This window comes from Ponticaulis koreensis DSM 19734, from assembly GCF_000420665.1.
Lineage (GTDB): Bacteria > Pseudomonadota > Alphaproteobacteria > Caulobacterales > Hyphomonadaceae > Ponticaulis > Ponticaulis koreensis.
In genome coordinates this window covers 284,209-305,610 of record NZ_ATVJ01000002.1, presented here as the reverse complement: position 1 = coordinate 305,610, position 21,402 = coordinate 284,209, and the positions used below count along the sequence as shown (strand labels likewise).

Below are 21,402 nucleotides of genomic sequence, written 5' to 3'. Positions count from 1 at the left end.
CCAAGCCGCTATATCTTAGCGCTTGGTTGCTTTTTGCTTGTATGATGCTTGTTCCATTGGCGTCAGCGCGGGATTCAGGCGATCAAGCTGTGCAGGCCATTTATCAGGAAATCTCGGAGAAGCGCTCTGAAATCCAGCAAGCCCAGACGGTGATCGACACAAGGCGTTCTGCACTTGAAGCTGCCCAGCAAAATTTGCGCGATGCGCGTAGCGCTCTGAGTTCAGCGGAAACAGAGCTTCGCATTGCACGCGACAGATCGCTGTCGTCTCAATCTGCCTCTGATTATCTGTCTGCAACACGGGAGGCGCTTGATGACCTGCGGCGGCAACGTGCTTTAGCGTCTGGTTCCGAGCGGGATGTTCTCGATGCCCAGATCAGAGCTTTGCGTCGCCAATTGGATGAGGAAGCCCGTCGCTATGGCCGGGCCAGTCAGGGGCGGCAGTCTGCTTTGGATAGGGCTCTAACTGCCGTTAGCCGAGCCAATGCAGAGGTCGAGACGGCCACGGTTCAGGTTCGTACCGCTACGACAGCGTTATCCCGCGCAGAAGAACAAAAGAGGGCGCGTGAGGCAGAGTTGGGCGGCCTGCTGGAAAGAGCTGCGCAGCTGTCCGAAAATGCGGCCCCGCCATTCTTGCAAGAGATAGTCATTTCCCAGGGCGGTCGCGAAGTTTATCGCGCCTCCTGGAGTGAGAATACGGAAGAATACGATCTGGTTATTGCGGGCATTCAGGATCTGGAAAATCAGCTCCGCGGGTTTGAGAACCTGCGCGCTGAGCTTTTGAGGGAGCAGTCGACCTATCAACGTACGGTGAATATCGCGCTTGCAGAGCTTCCGGGGCTTCGTGAAGAGCTGGAATGGAATGAAGGCGTCATCCTCTGGTCGGATCGGCTGTATAATTTTGGTCAGCTTCTTTTATTGATAGCAACACCAGCGAGTATTGTTGAAGGTGTCTATCTTGAAACCACGGCGATGATTGCGACGGCCGGGCGAGCGAACGTGACACGGGCGGCGCTCACTCAATTTATCGCGCGCGAAATTCCTCGGCAGACGGCGCTGAATGTGGGGCTGACGCTCGGATCCAGCGGATTGCCGAATTTTCTTGTCTGGCCTGAATACGCACAACGGGTCGGACGTTTTTTCGGTGTGGTCTCGAATGTAAACACTGCCCGTCAAATGCTGATGACGGCAAACACCCTCACTGAACCGATTGCTGCGGGCATTACCTTGTATCAAACTTATGGCGGTGTGCGTGGAGCGATCGATGGGTCTTTGTTCGCAGACTCTGTATCTGAGCGATACAATGATGCAGACCAGCGACGCTTTGATGAGCGGATGCGTCGAGCCATTCGTCGTATCGATAGCTACAATAACGATGTGCTTGATTTTACTGCGGCCATGAATGCACGCCGTCAGTATGAGATGCAGGCGAGCCTGATGGCGAGCTGGGCGCTGGAAGACGTGAATTCAGCCATACGGGACCGGGAAAACTCCTGGGCGCGCACCCTGTTAGTTGGCCATGTCTGGGAAACTAATGCTGATATCGCGATGGCTTATGATTTGGCCCAAATCCGTTATTGGGAAGCTATGCGGGACGGATATCGCGGTTTCGTGGGAATGGTTGAGCGGGACCTTGTAAGGCTTGCCGACTTGCGTACAGAGACCGAAGACCGGCTGCGTGAATTGCGCGAAGAGCTTCCGGGCGCCGCGGTACGCAAGCTTACAGTTCATACCAATGAGCAGCTCAGACAGGATAATTCCGGATATGCGCAAATTCAGCTGACCTTTTCACAACCGGTCACGGCGACGCCCACGGCTCAGATTGGCGCTGGAGCGGCCGTCGCGTGGAGTGATGCACCAGCAGGTGATGGACTGCCACTTCCCGACATGGAGGGCTCAGTCCTCGCGGAGTTGTCCGGAAGCGGTGCCAACTGGAACGGTCGCTTTCCGCTGCGGCCTTTGCGGGGCCAGTTTGAACGCAATGAGCCGCTTCAAGTCGCAGTCTCAGCAACAGATGCGGCAGGTAAGAATCTGGATGCTGATCCGCGAACTTCCGCCCGCACCAACCAATACGGAAACTGGACGTATTCTGAAGCGGTCAGAAGTGGCACTGCGATCGGAAGTGCCGGCCCGGACCGCTGGCACGAACTCAATGTCATCGGTACTGGCGGAACGAGCTATGTCTTCGTCGTCGACGCATCCGGTTCGATGGCCGGGCCAGGTATTCAAAATGTACGGCGTAGCGCACGTAGTTTTCTGGCAAGTATGGAAGATGCCGACGAAGTAGCGGTGTTCGCGTTTTTTGACTGCGGAAACATCCAGCTACTGAGAGACTTCACGCGCGATAAAGCCGCCGTGCTCCAGACAATTGATGGCATCAATCACGCCTCAGGAACGCCACTCGCTGCTGCGATCATGACGGGTGGGAACTTCCTTCTTGAGTCCGCACATTACGACAGACGAAGTCTGATTGTTCTCACTGATGGGGAAGAAAGCTGCAGTGGTGACCCGCAGGCAGCAGCAGCTCAGTTCAGGAGTGAGGCTGATCTTTTAGGCGACATTGGAAATAGTTCGGCTGATACCGAGCCGGGCGAGAATGAAGACGAGCCAGCCGATCCGCCCGCGCAAGACGATGAAGACGAGGTGGTCGCTGTTCGGCCAGATGAGCGTACAGCATGGCGTGTAGAGCAGGTGGGTAGCCAGTCCATGCCCACCTTCGTCCTGATCGAGACCCGGTTTCGAGAATGGGGGCGCGATAATGAATGCGCTGCGCAAGTTACCGAGCAACGTTTTTACACGTATTATGGCGCTTCACAGGCAACAGACGGATCTGAACGCCGTCGGTTCGGCGTTAACGGCACACCATCAAGCTCGGATACGCTGGATTTTGCTTTGTGTATTCGTGGACAGGCCGGAATGGATCGTATCCGTTCCCAATGGGCCAACTTATCCGGAAGTGACTTCGAAACCGCCAGGTCATCGGCTGAGCAACGGGCGTATCGTGCGTTGGGGGATGCGCCATGATCCGCGTTTTGAGTTCACTCTTGACAGCTTGTGTCCTCGTGTTGCCAGCGTTCGCGCAGGAACCTGATGATAACACACGATTTGCAAGAGCTGCCTATCTCAATTTCGAGATGACAACGGAGGTTGCAAGTGTCGATGATATCGACTGGTTCCGTCTCGATGTAACCCGTCCCGGGCGCCTTAGTGTGGATTATTCAGCAGGAGATGGTTCAGGAGCACTCCCTCAATTCACGCTGATGAGTGATGACGAAGAGCTAGCTCTTTCGTCTGCGATAACGGATGATTCGGGTACTGTTTCTCAAAGCGCGATTGTCGAGCCTGGCATTCATTTTATCGGAGTGAGTAGTCCAACGGCTCCGGGCGAATATGGCTTTGAACTGGATTTGGCGCCGCTCTCTATCGGAGAAGCCTATTGGGCTAACGTTGTCGAAACACCCAGCGCAAGTGGAAGCTATCCTGTTCATCTTGAGGGCAGCAATGCGCCAACCGTTTTCTCACTTGAGGTAGATGATTTCAGTACGCTTCGTATCCGGTATGATAACCTCTCCGACGTGCAAACGCAGTTTGCCGGCCAGGTGTTGAATACCGAGACAGGAGAAACGGTTCCGATACTGCCGTTCATTGACACAAGCGATGTCGATCCCTCAGCGCTCGTCCAGCTGTTCCCGGGTGAATATGAAGTGCATTTAAGCCGCTACGGTGCGCCTGACGGACCAGCGCGTGTGTCGTTCTCTCTTGGGGCACCTGGAGATGCTTTCGAGCCCAACGATGCACCTGAAATGGCGAGCTATTTTCCGCTTAACCAGTCCGTTTCAGATGTTCATACTTATCGGGGGGATACAGACTGGCTGGAGGTAGAGCTGGATGTGGCGGGGCATCTTGAATTTGGCTTCCGGCCCGTCGAACCGACTGACATTGGATATCCGACAGCATATCTTTATCCCGAGGCGGATCTTAACAGCTATATAAGCGGCAACTGGAACTCCCGAACGGGTATTCTCGCGTACAGCCTTGAAGCCGGACGGTATCTCCTTCGAGTTACGGGACCAAACGCCGAATTAAGAACTCAGATTCGCGCGAATTTCCGCCCGCGGCAGACGGAAGACGTCGAAGAAACAGATACAAACTTCTTCATTGTTGGATTGGCCGACGCCGCGAACGAAGCGCTTCAGAATTCGATTAGCAGTATCGCGTCTGCAGGCGGTGGTGAGACGATACCCGTGTCAGGCGACGATATGGAGTTGGGACTGACACTGGCCAACATTGTGTCCCGATCCGAGGGGCGCACGCTTACCATAATCGATTACCTGCGGGCGACGTCTCAGGTCATGCTTCAGAGGTTGGGTACCCCACCTGAGAACGATCTTGCAGCGTGGCGTGCATCATCTGCTTCGCGGCTCGCGGAGACTGAATTGTTTGAGCCGCAGGAAGATCCTGCTGGCGATATTGCCGCGCAACAAGCGGCGCGTTTCAGAGACCGCATTCTCAGATATTTCCAACCTGCAGAGCCTGAAAATTAGAGAGAGGGAAGCTTATGTCGGAAAAATCCGAATCCCGGAAAACCGGACTGATTTTTGTAGCAACGATCGCATTCATCGTCGGGATGATCATGATTGGATATCAGTTCAAACTCCAGCCACTCGATATTTTTACGATAATACTGGCGATCGGAAGCTTGCTGCTGGCATCTTATCAGCGCTTTATCGCAAAGGACGAAAATCGTCTGCTCGATATTGCGCACGTTGTTGTGGCGGCAATTCTCGCCCTGAGATTCGGATTGCCACTACTCTTTGATCTCGCCTCACTGCCAACGCTTTTGTTGTATGGCTCGATCATACTCTTCTTTTACATCGCGATATCAGGTGCGATCAGTCTGTTCGCTGGCGGCCTTCCGAGCTTCGCTACGAAGACAGATAAAGGAACAACAGGAGCCGAGCCTGTCTCTACCGAGGAAGTGTCGGAAGAAATTGAAACTAAGGAAGAAACTGACCTATCAACTTTACCTGCGAAGGATGCAGAGAACCCGGTTGAACCTGACGCTACGGAAGCTGCGGACGACGAAAAGAAGACCTGAAAAATCCCTTGCATGACCGAGTGGAAATAGCTTGCTCTATCGATTTTCACGCCATAGGCATGGGATATGACGATAGATAAAGACCTCATCGCGGAGACGTATTCGCCTCTCTCTTCCGTCGCCGCGGTTTCCGAAGGCCTGCTTTCAGTTGGCTATATTTCCAGTGAAGAAATATCGACGGCGATCTATCTTGCCGTCCACCTCAGGAAGCCCATCCTGATCGAAGGTCCGGCTGGCGTGGGGAAAACAGACCTCGCGCAGTCTCTTTCTCGATATCTCGATGTGCCGCTTGAGCGCCTGCAATGTTATGAAGGTCTTGATGAGAGCAAGTCTCTCTACGAGTGGAAATACGGTAAGCAACTTCTCTACACCCAGATCCTCAAAGACCGCCTTAATGATGTTGTTGGCGATGCGGGCACGATTGCCGATCTGACGGGTCGTCTGGCGACATTTGAAGACCTGTTCTTCTCGCACGACTTCCTTGAGCCGCGCCCATTGCTCCGAGCTATGGAGCAGACAAGTGGCTCTGTGCTGCTCATCGATGAAATCGATAAGTCTGATGAAGAGTTCGAGGCTTTTCTGTTGGAAGTGCTCTCGGACTATCAGGTGACGGTGCCGGAGATCGGTACGATTAAAGCCAACGTGCCGCCTATCGTTATTCTGACGTCGAACAATGTGCGAGACCTCGGGGATGCGCTTAAGCGCCGCTGCCTGCACCTCTATATCGGTTTCCCGGATGCAGCACGTGAACGCGAAATTGTGCGAGCGCGCGTGCCGGATGTTTCCGATAGTCTCCTGACTCAGCTGGTGTCGTTCGTTCAGGATCTCCGGACAAAGGACCTCCGAAAGCGACCTTCGATTTCCGAGACTGTCGACTGGGCGAGAACGCTCCTGCTTATGCATGCAGACTCACTTGATGAAGCAATGGTCCGCAAGACACTCAATGTGCTTCTGAAATACGAGAGCGACATTGAGGCTACGTCTAATGCGATCGGATCTATGGCGCGTAACGCAGCTTCTGCATCTGAATCCAAACGCCTTCCGAGCGGATATCCCAGCCTGTCATGAGCGCGGAACGCACCATCACGGATTTTGTGAGGGCGCTGCGCTCGGCTGATGTGAAGGTTTCAACGGCTGAAACGCTGGATGCGGTGAAAGCTGTTGATCTCGTTGGATACGAAGACCGTGAGTTTCTGAAGACGGCGCTTCGCTCGGTTCTGGCAAAGTCCGAGGCCGAAAAAGATACTTATGACCGGCTCTTCGAGCTGTTCTTTCAAAGAAAGCAGAAAGAGCAGAGCGAAAAAACAGAGTCTTCAGAGCAGGAGACCGATGAAGATTCTGGCGAGCCGCAGAACTTCATGGATATCGCCGAAAGTTCTGATGAAGCAGTCATAGAGATGGCGCTGGAGCGTGCAGGGCAGGCATCTGGTCTTCAGGATATACGCTTCTCTACCCAGACCTCGTATTATGCTCAGCAAATGCTCAAGGAGATGGGCGTCCGCGAGATGGAGGCAGAGCTTCTGGAGCAATTGCAGGCACACACACCTGAAGGCGATGCTGAAGCTGAAAGGATGATGGACGCGCGCAAAAAAATGACGGCGCGCGCTATCGAGTTTGCGAAACAGCAATTTGAAGTCTTTGGTGCTGGCGCTACGCAGCAGTTCCGCGAAGACTTCCTTGCCGGCAAGCGCATCAACGAGATGGACCGCTCGGATATGGAGCGCATGAAGCCGCTCATTCAGAAGCTAGCCAAACGTCTCGTCAGCAAACATTCGCGGCGCAAGCGCCGGAAAAACCGCGGGCAGCTCGATATTCGCAAAACGTTGAGGGCCAATGCAGGCCGTGACGGCGTGCCATTTGATGTCCATTGGAGACAGACCAAAAAGGATCGACCAAAGCTGGTTTTGATTTGTGATGTCTCTGGTTCAGTTGCGCGGTTTGTCCGGTTTTTGCTCCTGTTCCTGTATTGCGTTCGCGATGTCGTACCGGATCTGCACACTTACGCGTTCTCGGCACGTCTCAAGGATGTTGGGCCATATCTCGATACGTCACTGGACGGGTTCGAAAGCGCGATGGAGCGAATCCTTGCGGAAATCGGATGGGGTTCCACTGACTACGGCCAGGCGCTGTCAGACCTTCAAGTGGATCATTGGTCCAAGATTGATCGACGTACGACCGTTATCGTTCTTGGTGATGCGCGATCCAATCATGGTGACCCGCGCATTGATATTTTTGAAGAACTGGCGGCCAAGACGAAGCGTATTGTCTGGCTCAATCCCGAAGCGCGTCCGCTTTGGGGAACGGGTGATAGCGAAATGCTACGCTATTTCCCGCATTGTTCTACCGTCACAATGCTCTCCAACCTGAAGCAGTTGGAGAGAGCCATTGATGACGTGTTGATGCACTACAGCTAGGCTTCATCTGCAAAGCTTCGGAAGACGCGTGCGAGAGAAGAGGCAGCTGACTCAATGATGATCTGGCCTTTTTCCACTGTCGCCTGAGACGGGTCTGAACCGATCCGGCCATCAGGGAAATTATCGCGGTAATTGTCGGCGTCGCGGAAGTCTGAAACTGGCGCAATCTTCGGAGAAATTTCCACATTTCGTACCTGATCAGGGTAGCCTGCATAGGTGACCGCGACCTCTGATGCGGTTGCATGCATGCCGTCTCCGGTCGGGAACTGGCGGCGGCACTCTTCCATCACTCCGGGCATTTCCCACCAGTTTTTAGCCTTCAGGCGTAGATCAGGAAGTGAATTTCTGCCCGGGCGCTGGAAGCTTCGTTCGGCATATAGTTCGGCAAATGCAGCCTGAAGCGTTGCTGTGTTACCGCCATGGCCGTTGAACCAGAAGATGCGTTCGAAGCCGTGACGGATCAGGGAATCTGTCCAGTCCTTCATTGTAGCGATCATGGTTGACGGTCGTACCGTCATACTGCCAGGAAAGCCAAGATGGTGCTGAGCAATGCCGACATTAAAGGTTGGCCCGATCAGCATGTCCGTTTTCTGCTCAGCAGCGAAAGCAATGATCTCCGGGCAGAGCGCGTCTGTGCCGATCAGACCGTTCGGTCCGTGTTGCTCGGTGGAGCCGACAGGTATCAGAATTGCTTTGGATTTTTTGAGATAAGTTTCGACTTCAGGCCATGTGGAAAGTTGCAGGCGCATTGTACATCCTTGTGATTTTCTTGATTTGAAAGCTGGAGGTGATCGCAGATGAGTTCAAGTGCGTGCCTGAACGGAGCATAAAAAAGGCGCCGTTTGGCGCCTTGTGGGGTTTTCAATTTAATTCGTAGTGCAGATGTCAGGCGCGCGATAGGGAAGGCCCAGCAGATCAAAATAGGTTTGTCCGAGTGCGATGTGGCGGAACGCGCGGTCATCCAGCTCTGACAGTATCATGGAGTTCACCTCAACTTCTTCGGCGTACACGTCGAAGGATTTATTGAAGCTGGCAACGAAGTCTGTTCCTGTAAGGATGCGATCGTAATAATGATTGAAGAAGGCTGTGTAAGCCGCGATATTTTCGGGCGTATCGAAGTAGTTATCAGCGATCACGCGCCAGGTTATATCGAGCATCAGGTTCGGATAACGGTCAAGACGCTCGGACATCAGCGCGATATGATCGTTGGCCGGTATTGTCGTGAGTTCGCGCGACAAGCCCATATGCACCCAGATGATCCTGTTGTGCGGATAGCGTTGCAACGCATAATCCATCAGCGCGAGATACTCCGTCGGGTCATCATCAGAGCCGAGATCCGAGTGGATGGCGATTGGCATATCGAAATGTCGAAGGCGCTCCATAAAGCCTCGCCAATCGTCGATATTTTCGGGAGTAGCCGGGACATGGCCATTGCCAAACAGGGCCTGCTTCACAAGGTTCACTTCGCCCATCCATTCGAACAGTCCAGGATACGTGGCGTCATACAAATCCAGCACGTCATTCACATTCTCTGGATTGGCGAGGTCGGGGAAGGTCGCCGATAGTGTCAGCACCAGGTTATCTGGTCGGTTCGTAGCGAGGTTGGCGGCATTGGCCATGTCGTTCTGGATGGACGACGTTGCGGGAACACCGGGGCAATCAAGATAATAGGTGCAGCTATTCGTGAACGGCAGCGATTGACCTATGCCGTAAATGTTAGCGAACAACACGCCGCTGTCTTCGAGATAGGCGAGCACCTCCTCGTATGGTCGTGGCTGGCCTCCAAACGGGCGGAAGTGGTTATGGGTGTCGACAACAAAAGTTGAAGGCTGCGTTGCACGATCATAACAGGCTTGATCCGGACCTTCGCGGAACATATCCAACGTTCTGCTTGATGCTGCGAGCGGCGCGCGCGCTTCAGTGTCGGGTGTCGATGTGGTTGTTGTGCAGGCCGCGAGTATTGCGATCGCAAACATGGCTGCTGATACGTGCTTGATCATTCTTCCCCCCTTGACCCTTTTGGGCCACGTCCCTCAAATGATTAGGAATGAAGTCAGTAAAACATGCAAGTCGTGGAACGTCCCTCCTTCGTTCAGGGGATGTGTAGAGGTCATGGTGACGGTTCACTGTATGCGACGTTTTTGATCAGAGGTTTGAATGAAACTTAGCATCGGACCAGGCGCTCTCGTTGCCGCAGCATTTATCGGGCCGGGAACCGTTACTGCCTGCACGCTCGCCGGTGCAAACTTCGGATTTGCTCTGCTCTGGGCTCTCGTTTTTGCGACCTTCGCGACTATGATTTTGCAATCCATGTCTGCGCGCCTTGGTGTGGGCGCGCGCTTGGGGCTTGGCGAAGCTTTAATGGCGGGCGCGGGAAGAACACCAGTTCGGTACGTGATTGCGGGACTGGTGCTTGCGGCGCTGGGGTTGGGGAATGCGGCCTATGAGGGCGGTAACCTTTCCGGCGGAGCTCTCGGTGCCGAGGCGCTATTGGGTGATCTGAACGAGGACGAGTTTAAAGCCGTGGTTCTTGCGTTATCGGCGCTCGCGGCTGCGTTGCTCATGCTTGGTGGATATAAGCTGATCGAGAAGGCACTGGTATCCGTTGTGATCTTGATGGCTTTGGCGTTTTTAGTCGCCGCTGTGCTGGTGAAACCTGATGTGGGCGCTATGATAAACGGGTTGGTTCCGGCGATTCCGGAAAACGGCCTTTTTACTGCGATCGCGCTAATTGGCACGACCATCGTACCGTATAATTTGTTTCTGCATGCCGCCTCTGCGCGCAAGCGCTGGACTGGGACTAGTGATGTTGCCGTCAACGAAGCACAGAGTGACACGGTGATTTCGGTTGGGCTTGGCGGATTGATCTCGATTTTTGTCTTGACTACTGCTGCGGCAAGTTTGTTTGGAACGGGGAGCGAGATTTCGAACGCGCTGGATATGGCGGCAGCTATAGAGCCGACTTATGGCCAGTTTGCACGTTGGCTTGTGGGCGTCGGTTTGCTTGCAGCCGGTCTGAGTTCAGCGATTACCGCACCTATGGCCACTGCCTTTGCTGTGACCGAGCTTTTCAAAAGTGATGACCCGCGCATTCAGGAAAGCGTGTTCAAGGGCGTGGCGCTAATCACATTGATGATCGGAACAGGATTGGCGGTTTCGGGTATCCGTCCGACCGATGTGATTTTTATCGCGCAGATCGCGAATGGGCTACTTCTGCCGATCATTGCAGCAAGCCTGCTATATGCGATGAATAGAAAGTCTCTGCTTGGTGACCGCGTCAATGGACTGCTTTCGAACATTCTGGGCGTGGGTGTGGTTCTGATCACACTTTTAATGGGTATTCGCGGGATTGGGCGCGCCGTCGGGTTCTGGCCATGACGAAAACAATTGATCTCAACGCAGACATTGGCGAGCTCGAAGGCGATGCAGGCCGCAGTCTGGATGCCGACATTCTTAGCGTGGTGACCTCATGTAATATCGCGTGTGGTGGTCATGCTGGTGATGAAGAGAGTATGCGAAAAACGCTGAGGCTCGCTAAGAAGCTTGGCGTTAAAGCCGGAGTGCATCCATCTTATCCTGACCGTGAAAACTTTGGCCGTGTGTCCATGGCCGTTTCACCTGAAGCGTTGCGGGCCAGCCTGAAGCAGCAGGTCCAGACGTTCATGGAAATAGCGGAAGATGAGGCGGTATCGATTACGCACCTGAAACCTCATGGCGCTCTTTATAATGATGCAGCGAAAGACGAGGACCTTGCTGCCGTGATAGCGGGCGTCGCGGCTGAACGCGGCATATCAACTATAGTGGGGCTACCAGGTAGCAAAGTGCGAGATGCTGCAATCACTCAAAATCTGCAGTTCTGTGCTGAAGGCTTTGCCGATAGAGCCTATGAAAACGATGGAAGTCTGAGAGCACGCGCCAAAAATGGCGCGGTGCTTCATAATGCGGACGAGCAAGCGAGGCAGGCGTGGGAGCTTGTCAGTGGGAACGTGACGACGTTTTCAGGCGAACATATTTCATTGGACGTTCAAACGATTTGTCTGCACGGCGACACTCCGGGCGCATTTGAAGCCGCCAAAGCAATTCGGAAAGCGCTTGAGGCGACAGGAGTTTTCATTGGCTCTGACTGAAGACAATATCAATGTGATTGGCGACGATCTTATCCGCGTTGCGGGCCTTCCCGGACCAGCGCTGCGAACACTGGTTCGCGCGCTCCGCGCTAGCGGCGAATGGTTGGAGGTCGTCGATGGAATTGAAGACTGCGTAGCCCAGTTTGAGCCGTTACGATGGCGACCGGATGAGGCTGTACGTCATTTATTGTCTTCAAAGCCGGTCAATGAAATTGGCAGCGACGCCGAACTTCCGGAGGTTTGTCTTGAGGTAGAGTTCGGCGGAGAAAACGGCCCAGATTTCAATTCTGTTTGTGACGAATTGAAACTGACGGAGCAGGAATTGATCGCCGCGATTTGTGACGCTGAGCTTTGTGTCGATATCGTTGGGTTTACACCGGGCTTTGCATACATATCCGGTCTTCCAGAGGTGCTTACAGTGCCGCGCCTGAAGGAGCCTCGAAAACGTGTCCCAGCGGGCTCTTTCGGCATCGCCGCTGGAAAATGCGGTACCTATGCACTGGAGGGGCCTGGAGGATGGCTCTTGATCGGTCGTGTCGTGAACCGTTTGTTCAATCCAAAAAGTGAGCAGCCGTTTCTTCTGTCTGCAGGTCAAAAAGTGCGTGTCGTGCGCCGGAGCGAAGTATGATTGAGGTTTTGAACGCAGGGCTTCAGACAACAATTCAGGCCGGCATCAGAGGAGGTCACCGACATTTCGGTGTTCCGGGTTCAGGGCCGGCTGATCTTTTATCGATGTCGCTCGCGAACCGGTTGGTCGGAGCGGACGCTATACAGCCGGCATTTGAGATGTCTTTGACGGGAGCAAGCTTTCGCTTCCATTCCGCGATGATGGTCTCTGTGACCGGCGCTGAGGCGAGCTTATCATTGAATGGTGTCGAAGCGCCCATGCATGCAACGGTTCCGGTAGCAGCGGGAGATGAGTTGGAGGTTGCTCCGGCCCGACATGGCTGCAGGTCCTATCTGGCGATATCGGGGCGGTTAAACGTCTCGGAATTTTTGGGCTCAGGTTCCACCTACCTTCCGGGCGGGTTTGGAGGATATGAAGGCCGAGCTTTAAAAGCTGGAGACCGTATCGGTGTCTCAGATGTGCGGTCTGTCGAGAAGCTTGAAACGCCGCACGAACTTCGTCCTTTGTTCAATGACAATGTTCTTTTGCAAGCGTGTCCGTCATCGGAGTTCGAATTTCTGAATGAGGATGCGCAAACGATACTTTTCGAAGAAGGCTTGAAGGCGACACAGCGCTCCAGCCGGATGGGTGTGGAGCTTTCCGGAGACCGTGTGGTCAGCTGCAATGCGCCAGAGAAGCAAAGTTCACCGGTTTTTCCCGGAAGTGTTCAATGTCCGCCGGAAGGCAAGCCGTTCATTTTGCTTGCAGATGCGCAAACGACGGGCGGCTATCCGCATATTCTTCAGGTGATCAGAAGCGACCGATTCCAATTGGGCCAGATCAAACCCGGTGCGAGGGTTCGTTTTATGCTAAGAACTCCGGACGACGCGGCGGATCGACTCAGGGCTCGTTGGGAGGCTTATTCGGACTGGTTGTTGTCGCCGGTTATTTGAGGTTTGCCTGATTTCCTACGCGCGCGAAAAAACGACTGCAGAAGCGCGGACGATTCTTCGGCGAAAGGGCCTTGTTCGACTTCCGGATGCCAGTGGCAAGTTGGTTGTTCGAAGAACTTTATGCCATTCGTCACCGCACCACCTTTAACGTCTTCGGCTGCAAATATGATCCGTTCGATCCGTGCATTCGCAATAGCACCAGCACACATCGTGCAAGGTTCCAGTGTGGTATAGAGATGCAATCCCATCAGGCGGTAGTTTTCGAGAATAATTGAAGCGGCCCGAATGGCTACGATTTCGGCATGCGCGGTCGCGTCATGACGCTCGATGGGACCATTTCGGCCTTCGGCAATGATGTCTCCGGTCTCCGGATCGACCAGCACGGCGCCTACGGGGACTTCACCTGCAGCCGCTGCTTCCTCGGCAAGTTCCAAAGCCCTTCGCATGTAAGTCGATTTATCCGACATTCTGACTGTGCTCCTGATCGCGGCTATGGACTTTATCGAATGTGTGTTTAAGCGGTACAGCTTCGTTTTGTACTACAGAGATTTGAGTTCAATGAGAATTGTTGCTGGTAAACTTAAAGGCCGCTCGATCAGAACACCTGACGGAAAGTCCACCCGGCCGACGACAGACCGCGTTCGTGAGTCTGTTTTCAATCTACTTGAACACAATGACGATATGCCGTCCCTGGATGGGGCCCGTGTAATCGATTTATTTGCGGGTTCTGGCGCGCTCGGGTTTGAAGCGATTTCGCGTGGTGCGTCATTCTGCCTGTTCGTTGAAATTGCGGCAGGTGCACGTGGGATCATCCGTGAAAATATCGAGGAGTTCCAGCTCTTCGGTATCACTCGTATCCACAGACGCTCTGCTACTGATCTCGGTAAAAAGCCTGCCGGTCTCAGCGACCCGTTTAATCTGGTTTTTCTGGATCCACCGTACAATCAGGGTCTTGTCGCGCCAGCTCTGCGACAGCTTGAATATGGTGAGTGGATCACGTCTGACGCGGTAGCAATCGTTGAAACTGACTCAGAAGAAGAGCTGGAAGTCACGAACTGGGAGCAGCTGGATGAGCGGCTCTACGGTGATACGAAAGTCCGTATCTATCGTTATTCACCGCAAACCTAGCTGAGATTATCCAAAAACTCATCTTTGATATCGACGGACGACTTCGTGCCAACTACGCCTCTATGGTCTGCAATCCATGTCTGAGCTGCGTCGCGTCCGCGGTTCTTAAGTTCGGTCAGAAACCGCCAGCTTGTTTCGTATTTGGTTTCGATCGACAGCTTGCAGAGTTGCTGGTCCGCGCGGATCGCATGAATAAACAGGCGGCGATACCGCGACTGCATCCGATCAGCGAGCCAGTTCTCATCAAGAAGCTTTTGAACGAATGCTATAGATCGTAGTTCGGACACCAGAGACGCATTGAAGGTGATCTCGTTTAGGCGATCCAGAATGGCCGATGCCGTTTTTGGCGTTCCTTTACGTATCAACGGATTGATGTGGACGATAAGAATATCTTTGGGCACGTCAGCATAGAATAGCGGATAAAGGGCAGGGTTGCCGACATACCCGCCATCCCAAAGCGGTGTGCCTTCTATCTCTACCGCTTTGAACACCTGAGGTAGACACGCCGATGCAAGAACCGCATCTTCGGTTATCTCGTTAGCTTTAAAAATGCGGGCTTTGCCGGTTTCAACGTTTGTAGCAGCGATAAAGAGATCAATCTCGGTTTCCGCCCTAAGGACATCAAAGTCGATTATCTTCCGCAGCGTTTGCTTGAGCGGATTATAGTCGAACGGGTTCAGGTCATATGGGCTGGCAACATTTGTCAGCGCCTGAAACATAGCAAATGGCGTGAATGGGCCGAACGCGGGAGACATGCTGCTCGCTGCCGCGAGCGGTGCGCCACGTTGCGAGACGTCGCGCCAGTAGGCTTCCAGTACTTCGCGTGCACCATCTCGGCCGTTTACTGCATAGCCATAGGCAAGCGCGACGGCATTCATAGCTCCAGCGGACGTCGCGGTGATTGCTTTGATGTCGAGTGAGCCTTCCTCGAGCAGATAGTCGAGCACCCCCCAGGTGAAAGCGCCATGGGCGCCGCCCCCCTGTAGGGCAAGGCTGATCGGTTGTGCTGCCATATTAGATATCTGTCCCCGTGCCGGGCGTCACAACACAACGAATAACCGCGCGATACGGTCTAACTAGGATTTAGGGTCGGGTTGCGGTCGGCTGAATACATACTTTGTGTTGGTGCTTTGCGCTTCATTATAAGAATAACCTTCCAGCGCGAAAGTTTTTAACGCGTCTTCGGAAGTAATCTTATTGTCGCATATCCATCGAGCCATCAGGCCACGTGCGTATTTTGCATAAAAACTTATCACGCGCGACTTATCATCTTTCTCCTCGCGGAAAACCATTTCCAGAACGGGCGCATCGAGATGCTTCTTTTTAACGGACGAAAAATACTCGTTTGAAGCGAGATTGATGACAGGACCCTCCGCGGATTGCAGGTCGCTATTTATAAGATCAGTGATTTTCTTGCCCCAGAAGTCATACAGGTTCTGGCCACGCTTTGTATTTAATCGAGTGCCCATTTCGAGGCGATACGGGTGGATCAAGTCCATAGGTCGGAGGAGGCCATACAGGCCGGACAGGATGCGCAGATTGCTTTGGGCATAGTCGAGCGTTTCAGTCGACGCGTTACGCGCGTCGAATCCGCGGTAAACGTCGCCGTTAAATGCCAATAGGGCAGGTTGCGCTTCTTCGGCAGACATGCCTTTTGCGAGCGCCTGATATCGTTCAAAATTGAGATTTGAGAGATCGTCTGACAGTTTCATGAGCGAGCCGATCTCGGAGCGGCTCAGCTTTTTGGTGCGTTCAACGAGCTCTGCTGTATCCTTTTCCAGCCGTGGAGCTGTCTTGTCGAGCGCTACAGGCATCTCTTCAAAGTTCAGGTTTTTGGCTGGTGATAGAAGTACGAGCATTGTTGTGTCTTTACCCTGAAGTAACGCGCTATTCTGGCGCTTTCGATATTTCGTGACGTCATCCTGATGAGGTTTGGATGTAGCGCTCAATTGGCGCGAGCAAACCCAAGCGTTTGTTTTATCTGCCCCGATTCGAACGCGAGCGGGCTGATCGTCGACTAGACAGTAAATATTCGGCCTGGATTCATGATGTTTTGGGGGTCCAGTCCGCGTTTGATCCGTCGCATGGTCTCAAGCTCTGCAGGATTTTTATGGTCGGGAAGTTCGTGGCGTTTCAATAGGCCAATCCCATGCTCTGCTGAAATCGAACCGCCCATTGAGGTCACAAGCGTGTGGACCAGATCCGTTATGTGTTCAGCCTGCGCCTTAACGATCGGGTGCTCCGCTGACGCAGGCTCTGCCACCGCATAGTGAAGATTACCGTCGCCTAGGTGACCGAATGCAAAGATATCAACATTCGCCACGTCGGATTTTAGCTTGGCTTCGCATTCTTTCAGAAATTCAGGGATACGCGATACCGGGATTGAAATGTCGTGGTTTACCGATGTCAGGAAGCCGCGTTTTACGAGCGGAAGGCTTTCCCGGACCTTCCAGAACTCCTCGGCATGGGTGAGGGACGCGGCTGTTGTTCCATCAGCAATAAGTCCGCTCTCGAATGCTTTTTCGAGCACTCGTTCCATCGTGCTCTGCGCGAGTGCTTCGTCCGCAAAGGAAAGCTCCGCGAGAACGCGCCAAGGAAGTTCATTTGGTAGTGGGTCTCTGCATCCTGTGATCTCGGAAGCTGCGAGTTCTACACCGCTTTTGTGCATGAGTTCGAAGCTGGTCACCGTGTCGCCTGCTTCACTACGGAATAACGACAGGAGGTCTACTGCGTGCTCCGGCGTTTCCAGCGCCAGCCATGCTGTAGCGGTGCGCGGTGTCGGGAACAGTTTAAGGCAAGCGCCGGTGATAATACCTAGTGTACCCTCTGCGCCTGCAAAAAGGTGCTTTAGATCATACCCGGTATTGTCTTTTCGAAGACCACGCAGCCCGCCCCAGATTTCACCATTGGCCGTTACGACTTCGATGCCGAGCAACAGGTCCCTCATCATTCCGTAACGGAGCACGGCAACGCCACCTGCGTTAGTGGAGATCAATCCGCCGATTGTTGCAGTCCCCTGGCTTCCGAGTGAGAGCGGAAAGAAGCGGTCGTTGTCTTCGGCGGCGCTGTGCACCGATGTGAGAATGCATCCGGCATCAACCGTGATTGAATTGTTCAGCGGATCAACGTCACGAATTGTGTTCATGCGTCTGAGAGAGAGGATAACTTCACCATGTGCGAGGCCCGCGTTCACAAGGCCGGTATTGCCACCCTGAGGGGTGATCGCGACGTTATGTTTCGCGCATAGTTTGACCGCAATTGCCACTTCCTCGGTCGATGCCGGCTTCAGAAGAAGCTGCGAATGCCCCCGATAATTTCCGCGCCAGTCTTCGAGGTGTGGACCTATTTCCTCAGCATCGAGACTCCAGCTCTTTTCGCTAAGAGCGGACTTGATTTCGTCGAGAAAGGCTTGCGGGAGGCTTTGGGCGTTGTGGGTCATGTGGATTAAATAATAGCTGAGCTTAGTGAATCACAGGGCGGCCCGACGAAGACGATCGTTAATGGCTGCGCCAATTCCATCTTCGGGAATGGGAGCAATGGCGATGGCATCATAAGAGTGATCGAGTTTGCGTATCATCGCATACAGGTTGGAAGCGGCTTCGGTGAGATCTCCTGTCTCAGAGAGTGACAGCGTCGTCTTCGCAGTGACAGGTCCGAAGCCGACATAGGCTTCGTCAGCTTCCGGAGACGTGACGTTCAGGCGAAGTCTGGCCTTCGGAGAATAGTGTCGGGAAAGCATACCAGGAGATTTGGGCGCGTTATCGTCGTGTAAAGACGACCCGATTTTGCCGACTACGGCCTCGACATCGTCTTTTGAAATGCTTCCGGGTCTCAGCAGGGTCACTTCATCGCTCAATACAGCGACAACCGTAGATTCCAGGCCAATACGTGCATTTCCACCATCCAGAACGAGCGAGAGATTTGCACCAAACTCATCTTTCACATGCTGCGCGGAAGTCGGGCTGACATGGCCGGAAATGTTGGCGGACGGGGCGGCGATCGGCTTTCCGAAGGCGGCGATCACTTCTTGCGCAACGGGATGGGCTGGAAAGCGCAGTGCCTGCGTATCGAGACCAGCTCTCGCCAGATCGCATATTGTATTAGAAGCGGATTTCGGAAGGACCATAGTGAAGGGGCCGGGCCAGAAGGCCTCTGCGAGCTGTTGAGCCTTGCCACTGAATTCTGCTTGCGCCGACGCCATGTCCATTGAACTGACGTGCGCAATTAGCGGATTGAACTGCGGGCGATTTTTAAGCGCAAAAATCTTTGCTACGGCGTCTGCATTGGTCGCATCAGCGGCAAGCCCGTAAACGGTCTCGGTTGGGAGGCCGATCAACTCGCCTGCGGAGAGCAATTCTATTGCAGCGGTGTAGTTCGTCATTCGGCGCTGATACCGGATAAAGAGGACGACATAAACTCTTATTGTTTGCTGCTGCCTTTGACGACAGCGGACGGCTCGTTGTACCAGCGTTATACGACATATAAAAAATATCGGGGAACAGAGATATGGATACAAAAACATCACCTGACGAGCAGATCGGAAAATCGCCCAAGGTGAAGTTGGACTATCCATATGAAGAAAGCGAAGCACCGGAGCAGGGGAAGGTAAAAGAAGTCGCTGACGGCGTTTTCTGGGTGCGAATGTCGCTGCCGTTCTCTCTGCAGTGGATCAACCTCTGGCTCTTGCGTGATCATGACGGTTGGGTGGTTGTCGATACCGGCATGGGAATGGAAGAGACCCGTGAACACTGGCGGACTATTTTTGACACCGTTCTGGAAGGTCAGCCGGTCACTCGTGTAATCGTCACACACATGCACCCGGATCATGTTGGCCTTGCAGGGTGGATATCGAGAAAGTTCGATGCGCCACTTCATATGTCTCAACTCGAATATCTTATGTGCCGCACGCTTGTCGGTGATACTGGGCGTAAGGCGCCTGAAGCGGGCATTCGGTTCTTCAAGGCTTCAGGCTGGGATGATCAGGCCATTCAAACTTATAAGGACCGTTTCGGACGGTTTGGGCTCGCCGTTTCACGACTGCCTGATTCCTACGAGCGTCTTTCTGATGGAGACGTGCTTTCAATCGATGGAAGTGAGTGGCAAATTTTAGTCGGCTCTGGACACTCGCCGGAGCATGCATGTCTGTTCAATGCCGAAAAGAACTTGTTCATTTCGGGCGATCAATTGCTTCCGCGGATCTCGTCGAATGTTTCAGTGCATCCAACTGAACCAAACGCTGATCCTCTGACTGACTGGATTGAGAGTTGCGCTCGATTGCGCGATGCCTTGCCGAAAGATGTACTGGTTCTGCCAGCGCATAATCTCCCATTTCGTGGAGCAAAGGCACGGTTTCAGGCTTTGATCGATGGACATGAGAAGTCCTTGCGTCGGCTTCTGCGCCGACTGGACGAACCAAAAACAGTGCCGGAATGTTTCGGCGCGATTTTTGTTCGTGAAATCAGTCCGGACATACTTTCGCTTGCGACAGGTGAAACTCTGGCCCATCTCAATTGTCTGATTGGACGTGGTCAGGTCGTTCGTACGCTCGGGGACGATGGCGTGTGGCGATATGAAAGGATGGACTGATGTTACGTGAAAAGAAGCCGATGTATCGCATAGGTATCGGACTTATTGGCCTGAGCGTTTTGGGCTGGATTGCCGTAATCGGATTGCAGCTTTTCGGTTTTGCTGCAGGATCGTCGGGCACGATTCAATCATCGTTGGTGTTCAGCGCACTGCTTCCAATTTGCGGGGGATTGGGCATGCTTGTTCTGCTCATTCAGGTCGTCATGGACAGATTGAACAGCAAAGAAGACGATTACTATTCGAAGAATGTGGAGCGCTGATATGATTATCACGACAACAGAGACGGTTCCTGGTCGCGAAATCTCTGAGGTGATTGGTATCACCAAGGGCAATGTTGTACGTGCACGCTTTGTGGGGCGCGACATTATTGCAGGCCTCAGGACGCTAGTTGGCGGTGAAGTCGACGAATACACCAAACTTATGGCCGAAGCGCGTGAACAATCTTACGACCGCATGCTTGAATCTGCGAGGCAAATGGGTGCAGATGCCGTCGTGAACGTCCGGTTCACAACATCCCTTATCATGCAAGGCTCATCTGAGATCATGACCTATGGAACGGCGGTACGTCTGAAATGAACGATATTACTGAGGACAATCAGGAAAAGGCATCGCTTCTTGAGCGTGGTCTTGGCGAACTGAAAGAGCTGATTGTCACCATCGCGGTATTTCTGCCGGTCTGGTTTTTTGTTTCGCTGTTTTTCTATGAGCTCCGTTCTATTCCAAGTGAAAGCATGGTGCCAAACCTTCAGGTTGGTGACCGGGTTGCAGTTTCAAAATTCGCATACGGCTATTCGCGCTATTCTCTTCCACTTGGCGTCGGCCGGTTTCTGCCATTGGGTGAAGGGCGAATGTTCGCGGGTGAACCTGAACGTGGTGACGTCATCGTGTTTCGCCACCCCCACCAGGACCGCGTGATGATCAAACGACTGATCGGTTTGCCCGGCGATCGAATTCAGATGTTTGATAATCTGGTACTTCTCAACGGCGAACCAATGCGACAGGAGCCTGTGCGCCGTGTCAGCTATCACGAACATCGCTACGGTCAGCTTCTAAATGCAGATGAGCTGATGGAGACGACACCTGAAGGCGTATCTTATCTGGTGCATGATATCGTAGAAGGAACGAGTGAAGATCGCGAGCCACGCGCGGAGACCCCGTTGTTTATCGTACCAGAGGGGCACTACTTCTTCATGGGTGATAATCGCGACAACTCTACAGATGCGCGTGCTCTTACAGGGCACTGTCCGCAGAGTTCCGAAGGCGTGATTGATCGTGCCGGTTGTACCCCAGCGCGCCGCTATCGTCAGGAAGCCAGCATCGGCTTTGTGCCGTTTGATCACCTGATTGGCCGTGCGGATACGGTTCTCTTCACTCTGAACTTCTGTAGCCGCTACGAATCAGGCTGTCCGGAAGGTCGGGTCTGGAAAAGTTTGTAGGCCTGATTATCCCTTAATTAGCCAGTTTATGAGAGCGTCCCTCGCCTAGAGGGA

At 53.4% G+C, this 21,402-nt stretch carries 21 protein-coding genes; 14 read left to right on the top strand and 7 right to left on the bottom strand.

What is annotated here, in order from left to right; all coding sequences use genetic code 11:
- Window positions 1-89 precede the first annotated feature (89 nt).
- The 5 genes from G523_RS0113265 to G523_RS0113240 all read left to right on the top strand — a co-directional run bounded on the left by G523_RS0113265 (window position 90) and on the right by G523_RS0113240 (window position 7,511).
- Window positions 90-3,023 (top strand): vWA domain-containing protein, encoded by a 2,934-nt coding sequence (locus tag G523_RS0113265; RefSeq protein ID WP_162141053.1) that lies wholly within the window; start codon window positions 90-92, stop codon window positions 3,021-3,023.
- Window positions 3,020-4,543 (top strand): hypothetical protein, encoded by a 1,524-nt coding sequence (locus G523_RS20420; RefSeq protein WP_022695548.1) that lies wholly within the window; start codon window positions 3,020-3,022, stop codon window positions 4,541-4,543. The genes G523_RS0113265 and G523_RS20420 overlap by 4 nt, the downstream gene beginning before the upstream one ends.
- 14 nt (window positions 4,544-4,557) lie before the next feature.
- On the top strand, window positions 4,558-5,097 hold the full coding sequence (locus tag G523_RS0113250) for a hypothetical protein (RefSeq protein WP_022695547.1): 540 nt from the start codon (window positions 4,558-4,560) through the stop codon (window positions 5,095-5,097).
- A 66-nt stretch (window positions 5,098-5,163) separates the two neighbouring features.
- Window positions 5,164-6,165 carry an AAA family ATPase gene (locus G523_RS19325; protein ID WP_022695546.1) on the top strand — a complete coding sequence of 334 codons (1,002 nt, stop codon included), beginning with the start codon at window positions 5,164-5,166 and terminating at the stop codon, window positions 6,163-6,165.
- Entirely contained in the window at window positions 6,162-7,511 is a 1,350-nt protein-coding gene (locus G523_RS0113240; protein WP_022695545.1) for a vWA domain-containing protein, read from the top strand. Before G523_RS19325 ends, G523_RS0113240 begins: the two co-directional genes overlap by 4 nt.
- Here the strand turns inward: G523_RS0113240 and G523_RS0113235 are convergent.
- Together G523_RS0113235 and G523_RS19320 are read right to left on the bottom strand one after the other, a co-directional pair.
- Window positions 7,508-8,260, bottom strand: a complete 753-nt coding sequence (locus G523_RS0113235) for a creatininase family protein (protein WP_022695544.1) — start codon at window positions 8,258-8,260, stop codon at window positions 7,508-7,510. The two genes, G523_RS0113240 and G523_RS0113235, sit on opposite strands and share 4 nt — an antisense overlap.
- A 117-nt stretch (window positions 8,261-8,377) precedes the next feature.
- A complete protein-coding gene (locus G523_RS19320) occupies window positions 8,378-9,511 on the bottom strand; it encodes an amidohydrolase family protein (protein WP_022695543.1) in 1,134 nt (377 codons plus the stop codon).
- A gap of 157 nt (window positions 9,512-9,668) precedes the next feature.
- Here G523_RS19320 and G523_RS0113225 point away from each other — a divergent pair, with 157 nt between their 5' ends.
- Genes G523_RS0113225 through G523_RS0113210 form a run of 4 tightly spaced genes read left to right on the top strand, consistent with a single transcriptional unit; the run spans window position 9,669 to window position 13,198 of the window.
- Window positions 9,669-10,889, top strand: coding sequence for an Nramp family divalent metal transporter (locus tag G523_RS0113225; RefSeq protein WP_022695542.1), 1,221 nt, complete (start codon window positions 9,669-9,671; stop codon window positions 10,887-10,889).
- On the top strand, window positions 10,886-11,638 hold the full coding sequence (gene pxpA / locus G523_RS0113220) for a 5-oxoprolinase subunit PxpA (protein ID WP_022695541.1): 753 nt from the start codon (window positions 10,886-10,888) through the stop codon (window positions 11,636-11,638). The genes G523_RS0113225 and pxpA overlap by 4 nt, the downstream gene beginning before the upstream one ends.
- A complete protein-coding gene (locus tag G523_RS19315) occupies window positions 11,625-12,266 on the top strand; it encodes a 5-oxoprolinase subunit B family protein (RefSeq protein ID WP_022695540.1) in 642 nt (213 codons plus the stop codon). Before pxpA ends, G523_RS19315 begins: the two co-directional genes overlap by 14 nt.
- Window positions 12,263-13,198 carry a 5-oxoprolinase subunit C family protein gene (locus G523_RS0113210; protein WP_022695539.1) on the top strand — a complete coding sequence of 312 codons (936 nt, stop codon included), beginning with the start codon at window positions 12,263-12,265 and terminating at the stop codon, window positions 13,196-13,198. Before G523_RS19315 ends, G523_RS0113210 begins: the two co-directional genes overlap by 4 nt.
- Here the strand turns inward: G523_RS0113210 and tadA are convergent.
- A complete protein-coding gene (tadA, locus tag G523_RS19310; protein ID WP_081648821.1) occupies window positions 13,165-13,665 on the bottom strand; it encodes a tRNA adenosine(34) deaminase TadA in 501 nt (166 codons plus the stop codon). The two genes, G523_RS0113210 and tadA, sit on opposite strands and share 34 nt — an antisense overlap.
- A gap of 91 nt (window positions 13,666-13,756) precedes the next feature.
- Between tadA and rsmD the strand changes: the two genes are divergently transcribed.
- Window positions 13,757-14,326 carry a 16S rRNA (guanine(966)-N(2))-methyltransferase RsmD gene (gene rsmD, locus G523_RS0113200; RefSeq protein ID WP_022695537.1) on the top strand — a complete coding sequence of 190 codons (570 nt, stop codon included), beginning with the start codon at window positions 13,757-13,759 and terminating at the stop codon, window positions 14,324-14,326.
- On the opposite strand, the gene G523_RS0113195 is transcribed toward rsmD, so the two are convergent.
- The 4 genes from G523_RS0113195 to G523_RS0113180 all read right to left on the bottom strand — a co-directional run bounded on the left by G523_RS0113195 (window position 14,323) and on the right by G523_RS0113180 (window position 18,707).
- The gene (locus tag G523_RS0113195) at window positions 14,323-15,339 is read right to left on the bottom strand and encodes a patatin-like phospholipase family protein (RefSeq protein ID WP_022695536.1); all 1,017 of its coding nucleotides are present in this window, start codon (window positions 15,337-15,339) and stop codon (window positions 14,323-14,325) included. The two genes, rsmD and G523_RS0113195, sit on opposite strands and share 4 nt — an antisense overlap.
- A gap of 63 nt (window positions 15,340-15,402) precedes the next feature.
- Window positions 15,403-16,185 carry a peroxide stress protein YaaA gene (gene yaaA, locus G523_RS0113190; protein ID WP_022695535.1) on the bottom strand — a complete coding sequence of 261 codons (783 nt, stop codon included), beginning with the start codon at window positions 16,183-16,185 and terminating at the stop codon, window positions 15,403-15,405.
- A gap of 158 nt (window positions 16,186-16,343) precedes the next feature.
- Complete coding sequence (locus G523_RS0113185) at window positions 16,344-17,765, bottom strand: FAD-binding oxidoreductase (RefSeq protein ID WP_022695534.1); 1,422 nt, start codon at window positions 17,763-17,765, stop codon at window positions 16,344-16,346.
- A 30-nt stretch (window positions 17,766-17,795) separates the two neighbouring features.
- Window positions 17,796-18,707 carry an L-threonylcarbamoyladenylate synthase gene (locus G523_RS0113180; protein WP_022695533.1) on the bottom strand — a complete coding sequence of 304 codons (912 nt, stop codon included), beginning with the start codon at window positions 18,705-18,707 and terminating at the stop codon, window positions 17,796-17,798.
- Between the two features lie 125 nt (window positions 18,708-18,832).
- On the opposite strand from G523_RS0113180, the gene G523_RS19305 reads away from it, so the two are divergent.
- Genes G523_RS19305 through lepB form a run of 4 tightly spaced genes read left to right on the top strand, consistent with a single transcriptional unit; the run spans window position 18,833 to window position 21,348 of the window.
- Complete coding sequence (locus tag G523_RS19305) at window positions 18,833-19,912, top strand: MBL fold metallo-hydrolase (protein ID WP_022695532.1); 1,080 nt, start codon at window positions 18,833-18,835, stop codon at window positions 19,910-19,912.
- Window positions 19,912-20,172, top strand: a complete 261-nt coding sequence (locus G523_RS0113170) for a hypothetical protein (RefSeq protein WP_022695531.1) — start codon at window positions 19,912-19,914, stop codon at window positions 20,170-20,172. The genes G523_RS19305 and G523_RS0113170 overlap by 1 nt, the downstream gene beginning before the upstream one ends.
- Window position 20,173: 1 nt before the next feature.
- Window positions 20,174-20,488 (top strand): YbjQ family protein, encoded by a 315-nt coding sequence (locus G523_RS0113165; protein WP_155802742.1) that lies wholly within the window; start codon window positions 20,174-20,176, stop codon window positions 20,486-20,488.
- Window positions 20,485-21,348, top strand: coding sequence for a signal peptidase I (lepB, locus tag G523_RS0113160; protein WP_022695529.1), 864 nt, complete (start codon window positions 20,485-20,487; stop codon window positions 21,346-21,348). Before G523_RS0113165 ends, lepB begins: the two co-directional genes overlap by 4 nt.
- Window positions 21,349-21,402: the final 54 nt, after the last annotated feature.

Bases quoted from the DNA above. Each gene is read 5' to 3' on its own strand.
- G523_RS19325 (WP_022695546.1), top strand. From the start codon at position 5,164: ATGACGATAGATAAAGACCTCATCGCGGAGACGTATTCGCCTCTCTCT.
- rsmD (WP_022695537.1), top strand. From the start codon at position 13,757: ATGAGAATTGTTGCTGGTAAACTTAAAGGCCGCTCGATCAGAACACCT.
- G523_RS19320 (WP_022695543.1), bottom strand. From the start codon at position 9,511: ATGATCAAGCACGTATCAGCAGCCATGTTTGCGATCGCAATACTCGCG.
- G523_RS20420 (WP_022695548.1), top strand. From the start codon at position 3,020: ATGATCCGCGTTTTGAGTTCACTCTTGACAGCTTGTGTCCTCGTGTTG.
- G523_RS0113210 (WP_022695539.1), top strand. From the start codon at position 12,263: ATGATTGAGGTTTTGAACGCAGGGCTTCAGACAACAATTCAGGCCGGC.
- G523_RS0113250 (WP_022695547.1), top strand. From the start codon at position 4,558: ATGTCGGAAAAATCCGAATCCCGGAAAACCGGACTGATTTTTGTAGCA.
- G523_RS0113240 (WP_022695545.1), top strand. From the start codon at position 6,162: ATGAGCGCGGAACGCACCATCACGGATTTTGTGAGGGCGCTGCGCTCG.
- G523_RS0113225 (WP_022695542.1), top strand. From the start codon at position 9,669: ATGAAACTTAGCATCGGACCAGGCGCTCTCGTTGCCGCAGCATTTATC.
- pxpA (WP_022695541.1), top strand. From the start codon at position 10,886: ATGACGAAAACAATTGATCTCAACGCAGACATTGGCGAGCTCGAAGGC.
- G523_RS0113195 (WP_022695536.1), bottom strand. From the start codon at position 15,339: ATGGCAGCACAACCGATCAGCCTTGCCCTACAGGGGGGCGGCGCCCAT.
- lepB (WP_022695529.1), top strand. From the start codon at position 20,485: ATGAACGATATTACTGAGGACAATCAGGAAAAGGCATCGCTTCTTGAG.
- G523_RS0113170 (WP_022695531.1), top strand. From the start codon at position 19,912: ATGTTACGTGAAAAGAAGCCGATGTATCGCATAGGTATCGGACTTATT.
- G523_RS0113165 (WP_155802742.1), top strand. From the start codon at position 20,174: ATGATTATCACGACAACAGAGACGGTTCCTGGTCGCGAAATCTCTGAG.
- G523_RS0113180 (WP_022695533.1), bottom strand. From the start codon at position 18,707: ATGACGAACTACACCGCTGCAATAGAATTGCTCTCCGCAGGCGAGTTG.
- G523_RS0113235 (WP_022695544.1), bottom strand. From the start codon at position 8,260: ATGCGCCTGCAACTTTCCACATGGCCTGAAGTCGAAACTTATCTCAAA.
- G523_RS19305 (WP_022695532.1), top strand. From the start codon at position 18,833: ATGGATACAAAAACATCACCTGACGAGCAGATCGGAAAATCGCCCAAG.
- tadA (WP_081648821.1), bottom strand. From the start codon at position 13,665: ATGTCGGATAAATCGACTTACATGCGAAGGGCTTTGGAACTTGCCGAG.
- G523_RS0113185 (WP_022695534.1), bottom strand. From the start codon at position 17,765: ATGACCCACAACGCCCAAAGCCTCCCGCAAGCCTTTCTCGACGAAATC.
- yaaA (WP_022695535.1), bottom strand. From the start codon at position 16,185: ATGCTCGTACTTCTATCACCAGCCAAAAACCTGAACTTTGAAGAGATG.